Source organism: Oerskovia jenensis (assembly GCF_016907235.1).
Classification (GTDB): domain Bacteria; phylum Actinomycetota; class Actinomycetes; order Actinomycetales; family Cellulomonadaceae; genus Oerskovia; species Oerskovia jenensis.
In genome coordinates this window covers 2,597,249-2,612,646 of sequence record NZ_JAFBBO010000001.1, presented here as the reverse complement: position 1 = coordinate 2,612,646, position 15,398 = coordinate 2,597,249, and the positions used below count along the sequence as shown (strand labels likewise).

Genomic DNA, 15,398 nt, shown 5'->3' with positions numbered 1-15,398 from the left:
AGCTGCTCACTTCTCGGCGCAGGCGGCGCAGGCGGTCCGGGCGGCCACAGGCAGTACAGGCGGTACCGCTCAGGGCTACCGTTCCGCGGACGGCGCGTGCATCTCGACGCTGATCTGGCTCGCGTCGAGCACCTTGAGCGTCTCGTCCATCGCCCCCGAGCTGTAGGTGCCGTGGTCGCGCACGTGCAGCAGCTCCTCGCGCTGGGCCGCGAGCACCGCGAGGCGCAGCTCACGGTACTGGCGGTGCCGGTCGTCCCCCTCGGTGGCCTCCCGGTCCACGAGGTCGTCGTGCGCGATCTCCTGGCGCACGCGCTCGATCGTCTCGGGGGCGTAGGGCGTCCCGTCCGGACGGGCGAGGCCGGGCGCGTCGATCACCTCGGCGGCCACGCGCGAGAGCTCGCCGAGGAGCGCGAGCCGCTCGTCGTTCTCGGTCGAGGCGTCGACCGTCAGGTCGAGGCGTCGCACGACCCACGGCAGCGTCCCGCCCTGGACCAGCAGCGTCCCGGCGGCCACGAAGAACGCGATGAGGACCAGCAGCGCCCGGTGCGGCGTGCCGGCCGGGAGGGACTGGGCCGCCGCGAGCGTCACGACGCCGCGCATGCCCGCCCACACGAGCAGCACGCCCTCGCGACGACCGAGCGGCTCGGCCGCCAGGTAGTCGATGTCGGCGATGCGGCGCGTGAGGAACGTCTGGATCCGGGCCATGCGGGTCTGGACGCGCGGGTCGTCGAGCGAGGGCGCCTCCCCCGGACCGGCGCTCCGCCCGGGGCCGCCGCGCGCCCCGGCGAGGCCGCCCGGGCCACCCAGGCCGGGGACGCGCGCGCCCGTCCGGTCCCCGCCCGGACCGCCGGCCGCAGCACCCTCCGGACCGCCTGCCGTGCCCCCTCGCGGCGCGCGGCGCCGTCGTCTCCCCCGGCCCGGCCCGCGGTCCTCGACCGTGGGCAGCTCGCCGCGGTCGAGCTTGTCGGTCACGGCCGCGAGCTTCTCGCGCACCTCGGGGTTGCGGCGGTTGGAGCGCTTCATGAGCCACAGCAGCGCCGCGACGAACACCGACCGCAGCGCGATGACCACGACCGCGGCCAGGAGCGCGAGCCCCGCGGCCGTCCACAGGCTGCCGTGCTCCTCGCGGACCTCCTCGACGAGCCCGAACACCTCGAGCCCCATGAGCAGGAAGACCCCGCCCTCCAGCAGCAGCTCGACCGTCCTCCAGTTCGCCTTCTCGGCGATCCGGTCCTGCGGGCTCAGGTGCTTGGGCGCGCCGAGCCCCGTGACGATGCCGGCCGTGACGACCGCGACCAGACCCGACGCACCCAGGTGCTCCGAGGGCAGGAACGCGATGAAGGGCACGACGAACGAGATCGCGGTGTTGGACGTCGCCTCGCGTACCCGCGAGCGCAGCCACAGGTTGGCCTTGCCGACGACGAACCCGATCGCCACGGCGACCGCCACCGCGTAGACGAAGTCGCCCGCGACCTGCCCGACCGAGACGGTCGCGGCCGTGGCCGCGATGGCCGAGCGCAGCAGCACCAGGGCCGAGGCGTCGTTGAGCAGGCTCTCGCCCTCGAGCACCGTCACGACGCGCGGCGAGACCCCGGCCTTCTTGACGATCGAGGTCGCGACCGCGTCGGTGGGGCTGATGATCGCGCCGAGCGCGATGCCCGTCGCGAGGCCGATCCCCGGGATGAGCAGGTGGAACAGGAACCCGAGCACCACGGCGCTGATGACGACGAGCACCACGGACAGCCCGCTGATGGCCTTGAGGTCTCGCCGGAAGTCCATCGCGGGCATGCTGACGGACGCCGAGTACAGCAGCGGCGGCAGGACTCCGGCAAGGATCCACTCGGGCTCGACCTCGACGGCCGAGACCGCGGGCAGGAACGACACCGCGACGCCCAGCAGCACGAGGATCAGCGGGGCGGCGACTCCCAGGCGTGGTGCGAGCGCGGTCACGCCGACCACCGCCAGGACGCCGGCGATCAGGTAGGGGACGAACTCCATGGGCTTCTCGTCTCGCTCGGGAGATTACTTCCTATCAGACGAAGCATCTGCGCCCCGCACCGCTACGCGTCGCGCGGAACCCACTCTGCCGCCTGGTCGCGCGCGGCGCGCAGCATCGCGACGGCCTCGTCCTGGTTGACGCGCGCGAGCGCGAGCGCGCTGAGCTGGAGCGAGAGCAGCAGGCGCGCGCGCCGCTCGACGGACTCGTCCGCGAGCGCCGGGTCCGCGGCGCGCAGCGCCCCGGCGAGGGCGTCGGTCAGCTCGGCCCGATAGGCGTCGACCGCGCCGCGCAGCGCCTCGTCGTGCCCGGCGGCCCCGGTCGCGCACCCGACGAGGAGGCAGCCGAGCCGCGGGGAGTCGGCGGGAAGCTGCCCGACGGCGGAGGCGAGCCGGTCGAAGTACGTCACCACCGCGCGCCCCGCCTCGGGCGCGGTGCCGCTCCCCTGACCTGCGGTGACGAGCGGCCGCAGCCGGGGCCGGATCACGGTGTCGAGGTAGTCCTCGACGGCCGCGTCGAACAGCCCACGCTTGGAGCCGAACGCGTGGTAGAGGCTCGACCGGTTGATCCCGGTGGCGCGTTCGAGGTCGGGGAGAGATGCTCCGTCCAGGCCCTGGTCCCAGAACACGTCCCGGGCCGCCTGGACCACCGTGGTGGTGTCGAACGACTGCGACCTGCCCATGTGGACCGCCTCACTTTCCGCATCTCGTATTGCACCGACCAGTACACAACTGTACCGTCGATTAGTAGACCGATCAGTTCAGAATCAAGTCTCACCGGCAGCGGCAGACGCGAGAGCACCGCCCCTCACCCTGGAGGACACCACCCATGACCGCGACAGCACTGGTCTTCGCCGGCCTCGCCGCGCTGATCCACGTCTACATCTTCGTGCTCGAGTCGGTGTCCTGGACCTCCCCGCGGACCCGTGCCACGTTCGGGACCACCGAGCAGGAGGCCCGCGCCACCAAGGAGCTCGCGTTCAACCAGGGCTTCTACAACCTGTTCCTGGCGGCCATCACCGTGATCGGCATCCTGCTGGTCACGAGCGGGCACACCGGGGTCGGCGCCGCGCTCGTCCTGAGCGCGACCGGCTCGATGGTCCTCGCCGGGCTGGTCCTGATCCTCTCGTCCCCCGCCAAGGCCCGCGCCGCGCTCGTCCAGGCCGTCCCGCCCGCGATCGCGGTCGTGCTGCTCGTGATCGCCCTGGTGTCCTGACGGCCGCCAGGCCCCACGCACCGACCACCCCACGGCCCGAACCCCCACCCGCCGCACGGGCCCTCCCGGCCCGAGCGACGCCGTCGGGCCTGCTCCCCCGCAGAACCGCAACCGAAGGACACCCATGACCTCCACGCAGATCCAGCTCGTCGCCCGCCCCACGGGCTGGCCCACGCACGACGACTTCCGCACCGTCCAGGTCGACCTCCCCGACCTCGCGCCCGGCCAGGTGCGCGTCCGGAACGAGTTCGTGTCCGTCGACCCGTACATGCGCGGGCGCATGAACGACGTGAAGTCGTACACCCCGCCCTACGCGCTGGGCGAGACCATGACGGGCGGCGCCGTCGGGCGCGTCGAGGCCTCGACGGCCGAGGGCTTCGCGGTCGGCGACGTCGTGCTGCACCAGCTCGGGTGGCGCGACGTCGCCCAGGGCGATGCGGCCGCCTTCCGCGTGGTCCCCGAGATCCCGGGCGTCCCGCTGTCCGCCTACCTGGGGACGCTGGGCATGACGGGTCTCACGGCGTACGTCGGGCTGCTCGAGATCGCGGGCCTGCGCGAGGGCGACACCGTGTTCGTCTCGGGCGCCGCCGGGGCCGTGGGCACCGCCGTCGGGCAGATCGCGCGCCTCAAGGGCGCGGGCCGCGTCGTCGGGTCCGCCGGGACCCCCGAGAAGGTCGCGCTCCTGACCGAGCGCTACGGCTACGACGCCGCGTTCAGCTACAAGGACGGGCCCGTCGCCGACCAGCTCGCCGTGGCCGCGCCCGACGGGATCGACGTCTACTTCGACAACGTCGGCGGCGAGCACCTCGAGGCCGCGCTGGGCGCGTTCAACGACTTCGGGCGCGCGGCCCTGTGCGGCGCGATCTCGCAGTACAACGAGACCGAGCCCGCGGTGGGCCCGCGGAACATGGGCAACATGGTGACGCGCAGCCTCATGCTCCGCGGCTTCACGATCGGCAACCACCTCGAGCACTTCCCCGCGTTCTCGCGCGACATGGGCGCCTGGCTCCAGGCGGGCGAGGTCGTGTTCGACGAGACCGTGGTCGACGGGATCGAGAACTCGGTCGACGCGTTCCTCGACCTCATGCGCGGCGCGAACACCGGGAAGATGGTCGTGCGCGTCTGAGGTTCTCCGGCCGGCCTCGTGCCGGCCCGGCCCGGGGCCGCGCCTAGAACGCCACCGAGTGCGTCCTGAGCGCGGCCTCGTCGCGTGCCGGCCGGGCGCCCGCCGGCCCGTCGCTCCCCTGGTCCCCCTGCCCGACGGCGCCGCGCGCCCCGACCGGCCGCGTCACTCCGCGCTGGTCGAGGATCGGGCGCACCCCCTCGGCGAACCAGTGCGCCTCCTCGAGGTGCGGGTAGCCCGAGAGCACGAACTCGTCGAAGCCCGCCTCGTGGTACTCCTGCACGAGGTCGGCGACCTCCTCGTGGCTGCCCACGAGCGACGTCCCGGCGCCGCCGCGCACGAGCCCCACGCCCGCCCACAGGCCCGGGTGCACCTCCAGGGACCGCGAGCGGCCGTCGAAACGGTCGCCGTTGAGCGCGGCCATGCGCCGCTGGCCCGTCGAGGACGACGCACGGAACTGGGCCTGCGCGGCCGCGACCTGCTCGGGCGACCACGCGTCGAGGAACGTCTCGGTCACGCCCCACGCCTCGGCCGACGAGTCACGGCTGATGGTGTGCAGCCGGATGCCGAACCGCAGGGTCCGCCCCCGCTCGGCCGCGAGCTCACGCACGCGGTCGATCTTGGCCTTGGCCTGGGCCGGTGGCTCGCCCCACGTGAGGTAGACGTCGGCGTGCTCGGCCGCGACGGGCAGCGCGGCCTCCGAGGACCCTCCGAAGTAGATGGGCGGCGCCGGGTCCGGCGGCACGGGGACCCGGCCGTCGCGGATGCGGTAGTGCTGCCCGTCGAGGTCGAGGGGCTCGCCCGAGAACAGCCCGCGCACCACGGCCAGGAACTCGGCCGTGCGGGCGTAGCGCTCGTCGTGGTCGAGCCAGTCGCCGAACCGTTGCTGCTCGCTCTCGTCCCCGCCCGTCACGACGTTGAGGCGCACGCGCCCGCCCGAGAACCGCTGGAGCGTCGCGGCCATCTGCGCCGCGAGCGTCGGCGACACCAGGCCCGGGCGGAACGCGACGAGGAAGTGCAGCCTCTGCGTCTCGCGCAGCAGCGCCGCGGTGGTCAGCCACGCGTCCTCGCACCAGGTGCCGGTCGGGGTCAGGACGGCCTCGTAGCCCAGGCGGTCGGCGGTGCGCGCGACGTCGGTGAGGTACTCGAGCGTCGGCGCCCGGAAGGCCCGCGCCGTCCCGGGGGTCGTCGCGGCGTGCGAGGAACCGACGACCGTGCGGCCGTCCCCCGACGTCGGCAGGAACCAGTGGATCGCGGCGGTCATGTCTCCTCCGTCCGGCGCGGCCCCTCCTGCGGACGGTCCTCGCGGGCCCGGCGGGCCGGTCGGTCGAGGAGGTCGTGGGTCGCGCGCGTCGGCGGACCGTAGGCACAGGCTCGGGACGGGTCAAGCGGTTCGTCGATGCTCTCGCGGGCTGGGACGGGTGAACCTCGACCTCCCCCGCAGGAGGGAGGGCGGGTCCGTCGCGCGCCGGTGCCGGGCCCCGGGCCGGACCCGCAAGAATCGTCCGCATGGTCACCGCCGCCCCTCCGACCCAGCCCATCCCGCTGCCACCCGCCGGGGTCGTCGTCCCCGGTCGCTCGGCGAGCGCCGCCGCCGAGCGCGAGGACTGGCGGCCCTGGGTCCTGCCCGCGGTGCTCGCGATGCTCGTGGGGCTGTTCGCGATCAGCACACCGATCCTGTCCTACGGGTACGTGGGCACCGGGCTCTGGCAGAGCTCGCTCGAAGGGTTCCCGCTCGTCCACCCGGTCATCGCGCTGGGCAGCTTCAGCGCCGTCGTCGGGGTCCTCGTCTCCCGGCGGTCGACGGGCCTCGCCTGCGTGCTCGCGACCTGGCCGTTCCTGCTCGTCGCGCTGATCGGGACGTTCGTGTGGGCGTGGTGGCTCGCCCTCCTCGCCATCACCGTGGTCGCCGCGGTCGACAAGGTCCTGCAGGCCGCCCTGCCCCTGTTCCTCACGATCACGGTGGCAGGCGTCTACTGCGCGACAGGCATCGCCGCCCTCCTGCCGATCGGCCCGGTGACTGCCGGGACGGGCGGCCGGGAGGTCACCTTCGTCCTCTACACCGTCGTCGCGCTCGCGACGACCGCGATCAGCGGGGCGATCGGGGCCGGGGTGCGTGCTCGGCGGCGCACGGCCGAGGCCGCTCGCGCCACCGAGCACGCGCTCGCGGTCGAGACCGTCGCGAGCGAGAGAGCGCGGATCGCGCACGACCTGCACGACGTCGTCGCGCACCACATCTCGCTCGTCGCGGTCCGCGCGGAGTCGGCGCCGTACGTGCACCCCTCGATGGACGCCGAGTCCAGGGTCGTGCTCGCGGACATCGCCGACGACGCCCGGCGCGCGCTGGGCGAGCTGCGGCAGGTGCTCGCGGTCCTGCAACGCACCGAGGACGCCGACCGGGCCCCGCAGCCCGGGGCCGCGGACGTCGTCGCGCTCGTGGACGCGGCACGCTCGGCCGGGCAGTCCGTGACGGTCGTGGGCGACGTGCCGGTGCTGCCACCGGCCCAGGGCATCGTGCTCTACCGCGCGGTGCAGGAGTCGCTCACTAACGCGCGCCGCCATGCCCCGGGGCAACCGGTGACGCTCGCCCTCGGGACGGGAGCGGCGCCGTCGGGCACGGGCACGCTGCCCGTTCCCCCGGACGGCCCGTCCCCGACGGCCGGCCACGAGGCGAGGACCACCGTGACCGCGCGCGTCGCGAACCCCCTCGTCCCGCGCACATCCCCCGCTGCTCCAGGCCGCGGGCTGCTCGGGATGCGCGAACGCGTCGAGTCCATCGGCGGCTCGCTCACGGCGGGCGAGGAGGACGGCTCGTTCGTCGTGGAGCTCGCGCTCCCGGTCGACGGGCCGGAACCGGCCACGGCCGCCGAGCGCACGGGCACGTCCCTGTACGGCCACGCGGGCGACCCCCTGCCGCTCCCCGACGCCGCGGACGGGATCGACGCATGACCCGGGTCGTGGTCGCCGACGACCAGCCCGTGGTCCGGTACGGCTTCGCGGCGATCCTCGACGCGGCCGAGGACATCGAGGTCGTCGGCTCGGCAGGGAACGGCGCCGAGCTGCTCGACGTCGTCGCGGCCCGCCGGCCCGACGTCGCCGTCGTGGACGTGCGCATGCCCGTCCTGGACGGGATCGCCGCGACCGCCGCGATCTGCGACCGGTACCCCGGCACGAGCGTCCTCATCCTCACGACGTTCGACCTCGACGAGTACGTGTTCGACGCGCTCCAGGCCGGGGCGTCGGGATTCCTGCTCAAGGACACCCCGGCGCCCCGGCTGGTCGAGGGTGTGCGGCTCGTGGCCGACGGCTCGATGCTCCTGGGGCCCACGGTCACCCGCCGCCTCGTGGGCGACTTCGCGCAGCGCGCCCCCCGGGTCGCCCCCGGGATCGAGGACCTCACGTGCCGCGAGCGCGAGGTGCTGCTCACGGTCGCGCGCGGGCTGTCGAACGCCGAGATCGGGGCCGAGCTGTTCATCTCCGAGCAGACCGTGAAGTCGCACGTGTCGGAGGCGCTGCGCAAGCTGGGCTGCCGCGACCGCGTGCAGCTCGTGATCGCGGCCTACGAGTCGGGCCTGGTCGGGCCGTCAGAACGAGCGTGACCCCGAGGGCTCGTTCGTTCTGACAGGCACCCGCTCGACGAGCGGCGGCCCTCCCGGCGTGCACTGCACAGGATGCGGGCTCCGAGGCACGGACCTCCTATCATGAGGCGTGAGTTCCGACTGGTTCGACCTGGCCACCCAGGGCACCGAGAGCGGTGAGCTGGCCCGGTCGATCGACTGGTCCGCCACCTCGCTCGGCTCCCCCGACACCTGGCCCAAGACGCTGCGCGCCGCCGTGCGCCTGTGCTTCAGCACGCGCTTCCCCATCTTCATCGCCTGGGGACCGGACCTCGTGATGCTGTACAACGACGGCTACCGGCCCATGCTCGGGCAGGACAAGCACCCCGGCGCCATGGGCGCCCCCGCGGCCGACGTGTGGGCCGAGATCTGGGACGAGATCGAGCCCCTGTTCGCCGGGGTCCTGAAGACCGGCGAGCCCACCTGGTCCGAGGACCAGCCCCTGATCATGAACCGCTCGGGCTTCGACGAGGAGACGGCCTTCACGTTCTCCTACAGCCCGTTGCGTGACGACGAAGGCGTCATCCGCGGTGTCCTCGACGTCGCGACCGAGACCACCGACCACGTGGTCGACGCCCGCCGGCTCCAGACCCTCGGCACCCTCACGGCGACGCTCCAGCGCCTCCAGGGCGACGTCGACGAGCTCGCGGCAGCGACCGTCGGGGTGCTCGGACGCAGCGTCGACGTCACCCGAGCGGACCTCTACCTCGACACGTCGGCCGGGCTGGTGCCCTTCGCCTCGACCCACGAGCGCCACGACGAGTCGGTCCCGTCGCAGGTCCTGCGCGAGGTCGCCGACGAACGCCGCCTCGAGCAGGTCGGCCCAGCGCTCGTCGCGCCCCTCGCGGCCAGCCGTGACCGGGCCGTCGCCGGCGTCATCGTCCTCGAAGGGAACCCGCAGCGCCCCGACGACGACGACCAGCGGTCGTTCCTCCAGCTCGTCGCCTCCGCGGTCGGCACCGCGCTCAGCAGCACGCTCGCCCAGATCCGCCAGGTCGACGAGCTGCGCGACGTCGCGAACGCCCTCCAGGACGCCATGCTGCCCGACGACCCGACCGCCCCGGGCTGGCACACCCGCTACCGCCCCGCGGACGACAGCCTCCTCATCGGCGGCGACTGGTACGACGTCGTCGACCTGTCCGGCGGGCGGTTCGGCCTGGTCGTGGGCGACTGCGTGGGCAAGGGCCTGCGCGCCGCGGCCGTCATGGGCCAGCTCCGCAGCGCGAGCCGTGCCCTGCTCCTGGAGAACCTGGGCCCCGCGGCCACGCTCGAGGGCCTCGACCGCTTCGCCCGGACGCTGCCCGGCGCCGAGCTCGCGACCGTCCTGTGCGCGATCGTCGACGAGAACGCCCGCACCCTGACCTACTCGGCCGCAGGCCACCTGCCGCCGCTCGTCGTCAACGAGTCCGCGACGTGCTGGCTCAACGAGGGGCGCGGCACGCCGCTCGCACTCAGCACGGTCCCCCGCCCCGAGGCGACAGCGGCGCTCGACAGCGGCGACGCCGTCGTCCTGTACACCGACGGGCTGGTCGAACGTCGCGGGGAGCACCTGTCGACGGGGCTGCGCCGGCTCGCCGACGCTGCCCTCGCGATCCGCAAGGAGCGTCCCGCGGCCGACCTGCCGGACGCGCTGCTCGCCGAGCTCCTCGCGGACGGCGCCAGGGACGACGTCGCGCTGCTGCTCTACGAGGCGCCCTGACCCGCCCCGCCCGCCGACGGTCCGGCGTCGGCTAGGCCAGACCCGCGTCGTGCACGCAGATCGCGACCTGCACGCGGTTGTCCGCCCCGAGCTTGTCGAGCACCCTGCCCACGTGGGTCTTGACCGTGGCGATGCTCAGGAACAGGCTCGTCGCGATGTCCGCGTTGGACAGCCCCGCACCGATCGCGACCGCGACCTCGAGCTCGCGCTCGGTCAGCCGTGCGAGGCGCGTCCTCGCTGCGGCCTCCCGGTCGTCGACGGGCTGACGTGCGACGGCCGTGATGAGCTGCTCCGTGACCGACGGCGACAGCATCGAGCGCCCCTCCGCGACGAGCCGGACCGCGGCCACGAGCTCGGCAGGAGGAGTGTCCTTGAGCAGGAACCCGGCCGCGCCCAGCCGCAGCGCGGTCAGCACCATGTCGTCGGCGTCGAACGTCGTCAGCACGATCACCTTGAGCGCCGGGTCGGCGGCGCGCGCGATCTCGAGGGCCGCGAGCCCGTCGCGGCGTGGCATGCGGATGTCCATGAGGACGACGTCGGGCCGGGTGCGCGCGATCTCGGACACGGCCGCGATCCCGTCGGCGGCCTCCCCCACGATCTCGATCGTCCGGTCGCCGCCCAGGATGAGGCGCAGTCCCGCGCGGACCAGGGTGTCGTCGTCGACCAGGACGACGCGCAGGGGCGCGTCCGTCCGGGTCCCGGGGGCGGCAGGAGCAGTCGAAGGGGTCACGTCCACGGGAGCCACGCTCTCACGACGAAGCGACCGGCCCCGTCGGGCCCCGCGGTGAGCTCACCGCCCGTGAGGCGGGCGCGCTCGGCGAGCCCCGTCAGCCCCAGGCCCGACGGCGGCGCACCGGACGTGCTGGGGGCGTCGCCGTCGTCGGGAGTGCGGACCGCGACGAGCGGGTTGGCGACCCGGAGGACGAGTCCTTCTCCGGGCGCCCCGTCGATCTCGACCCGCACGGGCTCGCCCGGTGCGTGCTTGCGGGCGTTCGTGAGCGACTCCTGCAGGATGCGGTACGCGCTCCGGCTCACCTGGTCGCCGAGCTCGCGCAGCTGCTCGCTCGTGACCGGGTCGACCTCGCACGTGACCGGGTCGGAGCCGTCCGGGCCCTGCACCTCGGCCAGCAGGTCGGGCAGGGCGACGAGCGTCGGCTGCGGGCGCTCGGGGGTCCCGCCCGGGACGTCGGTCTCGCGCAGGACGCCGAGGACCTCGCGCAGCTCGGTCATCGCGAGGTGCGCGTTGTCGCGGATCACGCCCGCGGTCGCGGCGGTCTCCTCCTGCGTGAGGTCCGTGCGGTACGCGAGCGCGCCCGAGTGCATCGCGACGAGCGAGATGCGGTGCGCCAGGACGTCGTGCATCTCGCGCGCGATCCGGGTGCGCTCGGTCGAGCGTGCCTGGTCGACACGCGCGGCCTGCTCACGCTCGGCCGTCACGGCCCGCACGCGCCAGGACTCCGCGAGGTCGCGGCGGTTCCCGATCGAGACACCGATCGCGACGAGCAGGGCGTACACGAGCGCCCCGACGACGACCCACACCCACCAGGGCGTCTGCGCCCACTCGGGGATCAGCGAGCGGAAGAGCGCCTCGTTCCCCAGGCTGGACGCCATGTAGACGAACCCGACGCCCGCGATCTCGCGCAACCGTCGACGGGTCGCGAGCGAGATCAGCGCGATCACGACGGCCCCCGCACCGAAGGTCGTGAAGCCGCCGACCGCCCCCATGAGGAGCGCCACGGTGAGCGGTGCCGCACGGACCGCCGGGAGGAGGACCAGCGCGACGACGCCGAGGAGGAGGTCGAGCAGGAAGATCGCCCCCCACTGCTCGAACGTCGCCCCCTGGGGGTCCTCCGCGGTCAGGAGCGCGTTGGCGAGGTACAGCAGGGCGCCGAACCCGAACGCGGCCGCCAGCCGCCAGGACATGTCGAACGTGGAGTAGGGCACGTAGCGGATCGGCCGAGCAGGAGGCATGCGGCGAGACTATGCGTGCGGGCGGGCGGTGCACATCGCCAGTCGGGACGACCCGGGGTCACCCCAAAGGATCAGGCCCACGCCGCGCCGGGGGCTCCTCCCGGGGACGACGACGGCGGCGCCGCCGGAAGTCCGTCCCGTGAGCGCCGCCGTCGCGGGCCGGTCCGTGGACCGGCGGGTGATGCTGGGTCAGTCGGCGGCCGGGGCCGCACCGTTCGCCGCGCGGTACGCGGTGAGGACGGCCTTGGGCAGACGCCCCTTGGGGCTCACGGTGTGGCCGTTCGCGAACGCCCAGGTGCGGATCTCGGCGGTCGTCTCGCCCGGCAGGAGGTATCCCGTGCTCTTCGGGGCCGCGGCGGCCTCGGGGGCGGCGGGCGCCGCGGACGAGGGGGCCTGCTCGACGACGGGCTCGGGCTCGGCAGGGGCCTCGGGGGCCACCTCGACGACGACCGACTCGACGACGACCGACTCGACGACCTCGACGGTGACGGCCCCGGTCTCGACGGTGACGGCCCCGGTCTCGACGACGTCGACCTCCTCGGGTGCCTCGGCGACGGTCTCGGTCTCGACGATCTCGGTCTCGACGATCTCGGTGACCTCGACGACTGCGACCGGCTCGGCCGCCGGCTCCGGCTCGGTGGCTTCGACCGGGTCGGCCGCCGGCTCCGGCTCGGTGGCTGCGACGACGGGCTCGGTCTCCACGGCCTCGACCGCTGCCACAGCCTGGGTCTCGGTCTCGGTCTCGGTCTCGACCACGACGACCTCAACGGTCTCGACGACCTCGACGACCTGGGTGACCTCGGGTGTCTCGACCGCGGAGACGGGCTCCCGGTCGACGACGGGCGCCTCGGCCGTGGGCGCGGTCTCCGGCTCCAGGACGGCGATCGCGACGGGCGTCGTCGCGGGCTCGGCCGCTGCGGCGGGAGCGACCGGCGCCGTCGTGCGGGCCGGTGCCTGCGCAGGAGTGGTGTCGGCAGCGGTCTTCTGGGCGACGTCGAACAGGGACGCGACGCTCACCACCGGTGCGGCCTCCGCCTTCTTCCGACGACCCTTGAACCAGCTCAGCAAACCCATGACGACCTCTCGGCGGACGAAGCGCACACCGATCGACGTGCGCGCGGCAACTCTTTCACATCTCGGACAACCGCCGGTAGGACGCCCATCACCCACCGGTCAGCGGGACGACCGCCACGCGAGGGCCGCGCGGACGCACGTGACCACGCCGAGGGCCAGGGTCACGACGGCGACGAGCACCACGACCTTGCCGGCCGGGCCGAACGCCGAGTTCGCGACCACGACGTCGTACAGCACGTGGGCGGCCACGAAAGGCCAGACGTCGCGGTGGCGCGAGTACAGCAACCAGAAGAGGACGGACCAGACGAGCACCAGGGTCATGGTCATCGGGACCCCGTAGTAGAGGTGGAAGAGACCTCGGAGCACGACGATCACGGCGACCTGCACCCAGCCCGGTGCCCGCAGCCGCGTGAGGACCGCGACCGGGACGGCCAGGATCAGGATCTCCTCGGCCACGCCCGCGTGGAGCGCGTAGAGCAGGACCAGGACCGCCCCGGGGCGCTCACCGCCGCCGGACCCCGCCTGCTCCAGGACCGGGGCGAAGGACGCGGCCTGGAACGCGATCCACAGGAAGAGGTACGCCACCGCGAAGAGCCCGAGCCTGTCCCACCAGCCCGACCGCTCACGACGGACGAGCCCCAGGTCCACGCGGTCCACGCCGCCCCGAGCGGCCAGCACGATCGCCGCCGCGATGCCCACGAGTGCCGTCCCCCACAGGACCGCCATGGCGCCCGCGTCGGGCGAGCCCGAGGACGACGAGCCGGAGAGGATCTGCACGGCCCCGTACACGTACAGCCCGAACGCGACCGCGTACGGGACGACGATCGTGGTCGCACCCCACAGGACCGACGGCGGCCGCGACCAGGGCCGGGCGACGTCGCTCGACGACCGGCTCACTTCTCGAACGTCCCGTCCGCCGGCAGGGTCACGTCGCACGTCACAGGAGCGCCCGGCGTGGCCGAGGTGGCCTCGACGAGCACGGCCTCGTTGGTGCGCCCGACGTCCTTGAGGACGCGGCACGACGCGGTGCCCTCACCGGCGGGGGTCGCCTCGACCCGGGCCGGCTGCCCGGCCGCCACGACCGCCTCGGTCGTGAAGGGCGACTCCACGGGACCGGGAGCGCTCTGCTCGACCGACTCGCCCGTGCGGTCGCCCGCCGGGGCCTGCGTCCAGACGACCGACTCGACGCCCGTGTCCGACGTGACCTCGTACGTGAGGAAGTACGAGTCGATCGGCCGGTCGATGATCGCCGTGCGCAGCGCCAGGAACCCCACCACGAGCAGGGCGATGCCCAGGATCGAACCGACGACGACGAGGACAGGACCGACCTTGCTCTGCACAGCGCACTCCGAATGATCTGCGGCCGAGGCGGGGTGCGCGGGGCCGACGGGAACGGGCACCGGGTACGGCGCCGTCGAGCACACCGCGACGCCTCCGGTCCGTGGGACGGGGCGTCGGGTGCGCTGCTCCCACGCTAGGCGCGCGGACCGGGGGCGTGCATCGACCCTGCGGGCGAGGTGCGGGCGAGGTTCCGTGCGGGCACGTCGGCACTGCGGCGTACCGGCGTCGCCCGCAGGGTGACAATCGGACACGACGACCGGCCACCCGGAACTCGCTCGACTCCCGGGCGGCGCGCGCGATGTACTGGAGACCCCCCGCCCCCGCCCCGCCAGGAGTCCCGTGCCCTCGTCCCCGAGTCCCGCCACCGACCGCGAACGCCTCGGCCTGCACGCCGACTGCGCGAGCTGCTTCGGCCTGTGCTGCGTGGCGCTCGCGTTCACGCGCTCGGCCGACTTCCCGATCGACAAGGACGCGGGCGACCCCTGCCGCAACCTGCGGCCCGACCACCGGTGCGGCATCCACCCGGAGCTCCGTGAACGCGGGTTCGTCGGGTGCACGGTCTACGACTGCTTCGGGGCGGGGCAGAAGATCTCCCGGGTCACGTTCGCGGGGCAGGACTGGCGCGAGCACCCCGAGGTGCGGACGTCGATGTTCGCCCTGCTGCCCGTGCTGCGGCACGTCCACGAGCTGCTCTGGTACCTCACCGAGGCCGTGGCGCTGACCGACGGCCACGACAGCCCCGACGGCCGCGTGCTGACCTCGGACCTGCACGCCGCCGTCGACCGGGTCGAGCGACTCTCGCTCAGCACCCCGCAGGACCTGCTCGCACTGGACCTCGACGCCCTGCGGGGCGGCGTCAACCCGCTCCTGCTCCGCGCGAGCGAGGACGCCCGCGCCCGCTCGCGGCACCAGCCCCGTGGCCGACGCGCGGACCACCGCGGGGCCGATCTCGTCGGGAGGCGACTGGCCCGCGCCGACCTGCGCGGAGCCGGTCTGCGCGGCGCCCTGCTCGTCGGGGCGGACCTGCGGGGCGCGGACCTGCGCAGCGCCGACCTGATCGGGGCCGACCTGCGCGGGGCGGACCTGCGCGGTGCCGACCTCACCGACGCCCTGTTCTGCACCCAGGCCCAGGTCAACGCGGCCCGCGGCGACACGGCGACCCGCCTGCCCGAGGGCCTCGAACGCCCCGGGCACTGGACCGCTGCCCCGACGGACGCCGCACCCGCACCGCACCCGCGCCCTGGCCGCCCACGCAGGGCGACCCGACCGCGGCGGTGAGCGCCGCCGTCGGGCCGACAGGTGCGCGGACGAGCGCCCGACGCACGAAGGGGCGGTCCCCAGCGGGACCGCCCCTTCCTCACG

The 15,398-nt window shown here is 74.2% G+C and carries 14 protein-coding genes; 6 read left to right on the top strand and 8 right to left on the bottom strand.

The annotated features are described in order from the left end of the window. Positions 1 to 75: 75 nt before the first annotated feature. Positions 76 to 1,998, bottom strand: a complete 1,923-nt coding sequence (locus JOD49_RS11735; RefSeq protein WP_205307346.1) for a cation:proton antiporter — start codon at positions 1,996 to 1,998, stop codon at positions 76 to 78. 62 nt (positions 1,999 to 2,060) lie between these two features. Beyond that, complete coding sequence (locus tag JOD49_RS11730) at positions 2,061 to 2,678, bottom strand: TetR/AcrR family transcriptional regulator (RefSeq protein ID WP_205307345.1); 618 nt, start codon at positions 2,676 to 2,678, stop codon at positions 2,061 to 2,063. Positions 2,679 to 2,824: 146 nt separating this feature from the next. Between JOD49_RS11730 and JOD49_RS11725 the strand changes: the two genes are divergently transcribed. Both JOD49_RS11725 and JOD49_RS11720 read left to right on the top strand, forming a co-directional pair. Continuing rightward, positions 2,825 to 3,211, top strand: a complete 387-nt coding sequence (locus tag JOD49_RS11725) for a DUF1304 domain-containing protein (RefSeq protein ID WP_205307344.1) — start codon at positions 2,825 to 2,827, stop codon at positions 3,209 to 3,211. A 124-nt stretch (positions 3,212 to 3,335) separates the two neighbouring features. Next, positions 3,336 to 4,337, top strand: a complete 1,002-nt coding sequence (locus JOD49_RS11720; RefSeq protein WP_205307343.1) for an NADP-dependent oxidoreductase — start codon at positions 3,336 to 3,338, stop codon at positions 4,335 to 4,337. A gap of 43 nt (positions 4,338 to 4,380) precedes the next feature. On the opposite strand, the gene JOD49_RS11715 is transcribed toward JOD49_RS11720, so the two are convergent. Next, positions 4,381 to 5,598, bottom strand: coding sequence for an LLM class flavin-dependent oxidoreductase (locus JOD49_RS11715; RefSeq protein WP_205307342.1), 1,218 nt, complete (start codon positions 5,596 to 5,598; stop codon positions 4,381 to 4,383). A gap of 245 nt (positions 5,599 to 5,843) precedes the next feature. Between JOD49_RS11715 and JOD49_RS11710 the strand changes: the two genes are divergently transcribed. The 3 genes from JOD49_RS11710 to JOD49_RS11700 all read left to right on the top strand — a co-directional run bounded on the left by JOD49_RS11710 (position 5,844) and on the right by JOD49_RS11700 (position 9,650). Further along, positions 5,844 to 7,283, top strand: coding sequence for a sensor histidine kinase (locus JOD49_RS11710; RefSeq protein ID WP_205307341.1), 1,440 nt, complete (start codon positions 5,844 to 5,846; stop codon positions 7,281 to 7,283). Further along, the gene (locus tag JOD49_RS11705; RefSeq protein ID WP_205307340.1) at positions 7,280 to 7,933 is read left to right on the top strand and encodes a response regulator transcription factor; all 654 of its coding nucleotides are present in this window, start codon (positions 7,280 to 7,282) and stop codon (positions 7,931 to 7,933) included. The genes JOD49_RS11710 and JOD49_RS11705 overlap by 4 nt, the downstream gene beginning before the upstream one ends. A 109-nt stretch (positions 7,934 to 8,042) precedes the next feature. Then, positions 8,043 to 9,650: a SpoIIE family protein phosphatase gene (locus JOD49_RS11700; RefSeq protein ID WP_205307339.1), complete on the top strand. Its 1,608-nt coding sequence runs from the start codon at positions 8,043 to 8,045 to the stop codon at positions 9,648 to 9,650. Positions 9,651 to 9,681: 31 nt separating this feature from the next. Here JOD49_RS11700 and JOD49_RS11695 read toward each other — a convergent pair whose 3' ends face one another. The 5 genes from JOD49_RS11695 to JOD49_RS11675 all read right to left on the bottom strand — a co-directional run bounded on the left by JOD49_RS11695 (position 9,682) and on the right by JOD49_RS11675 (position 14,035). Further along, on the bottom strand, positions 9,682 to 10,380 hold the full coding sequence (locus JOD49_RS11695; RefSeq protein ID WP_205308944.1) for a response regulator: 699 nt from the start codon (positions 10,378 to 10,380) through the stop codon (positions 9,682 to 9,684). Beyond that, positions 10,377 to 11,621 carry a sensor histidine kinase gene (locus JOD49_RS11690; RefSeq protein ID WP_205307338.1) on the bottom strand — a complete coding sequence of 415 codons (1,245 nt, stop codon included), beginning with the start codon at positions 11,619 to 11,621 and terminating at the stop codon, positions 10,377 to 10,379. Before JOD49_RS11690 ends, JOD49_RS11695 begins: the two co-directional genes overlap by 4 nt. A 189-nt stretch (positions 11,622 to 11,810) precedes the next feature. Next, positions 11,811 to 12,695 (bottom strand): Lsr2 family DNA-binding protein, encoded by an 885-nt coding sequence (locus JOD49_RS11685; protein WP_205307337.1) that lies wholly within the window; start codon positions 12,693 to 12,695, stop codon positions 11,811 to 11,813. A 99-nt stretch (positions 12,696 to 12,794) separates the two neighbouring features. Continuing rightward, positions 12,795 to 13,592 (bottom strand): CPBP family intramembrane glutamic endopeptidase, encoded by a 798-nt coding sequence (locus JOD49_RS11680; protein ID WP_205307336.1) that lies wholly within the window; start codon positions 13,590 to 13,592, stop codon positions 12,795 to 12,797. Next, positions 13,589 to 14,035 (bottom strand): hypothetical protein, encoded by a 447-nt coding sequence (locus JOD49_RS11675; protein ID WP_205307335.1) that lies wholly within the window; start codon positions 14,033 to 14,035, stop codon positions 13,589 to 13,591. The genes JOD49_RS11680 and JOD49_RS11675 overlap by 4 nt, the downstream gene beginning before the upstream one ends. A 340-nt stretch (positions 14,036 to 14,375) precedes the next feature. Here JOD49_RS11675 and JOD49_RS11670 point away from each other — a divergent pair, with 340 nt between their 5' ends. Further along, positions 14,376 to 15,314 carry a pentapeptide repeat-containing protein gene (locus tag JOD49_RS11670; protein ID WP_205307334.1) on the top strand — a complete coding sequence of 313 codons (939 nt, stop codon included), beginning with the start codon at positions 14,376 to 14,378 and terminating at the stop codon, positions 15,312 to 15,314. The last annotated feature ends 84 nt before the right edge of the window (positions 15,315 to 15,398 follow it).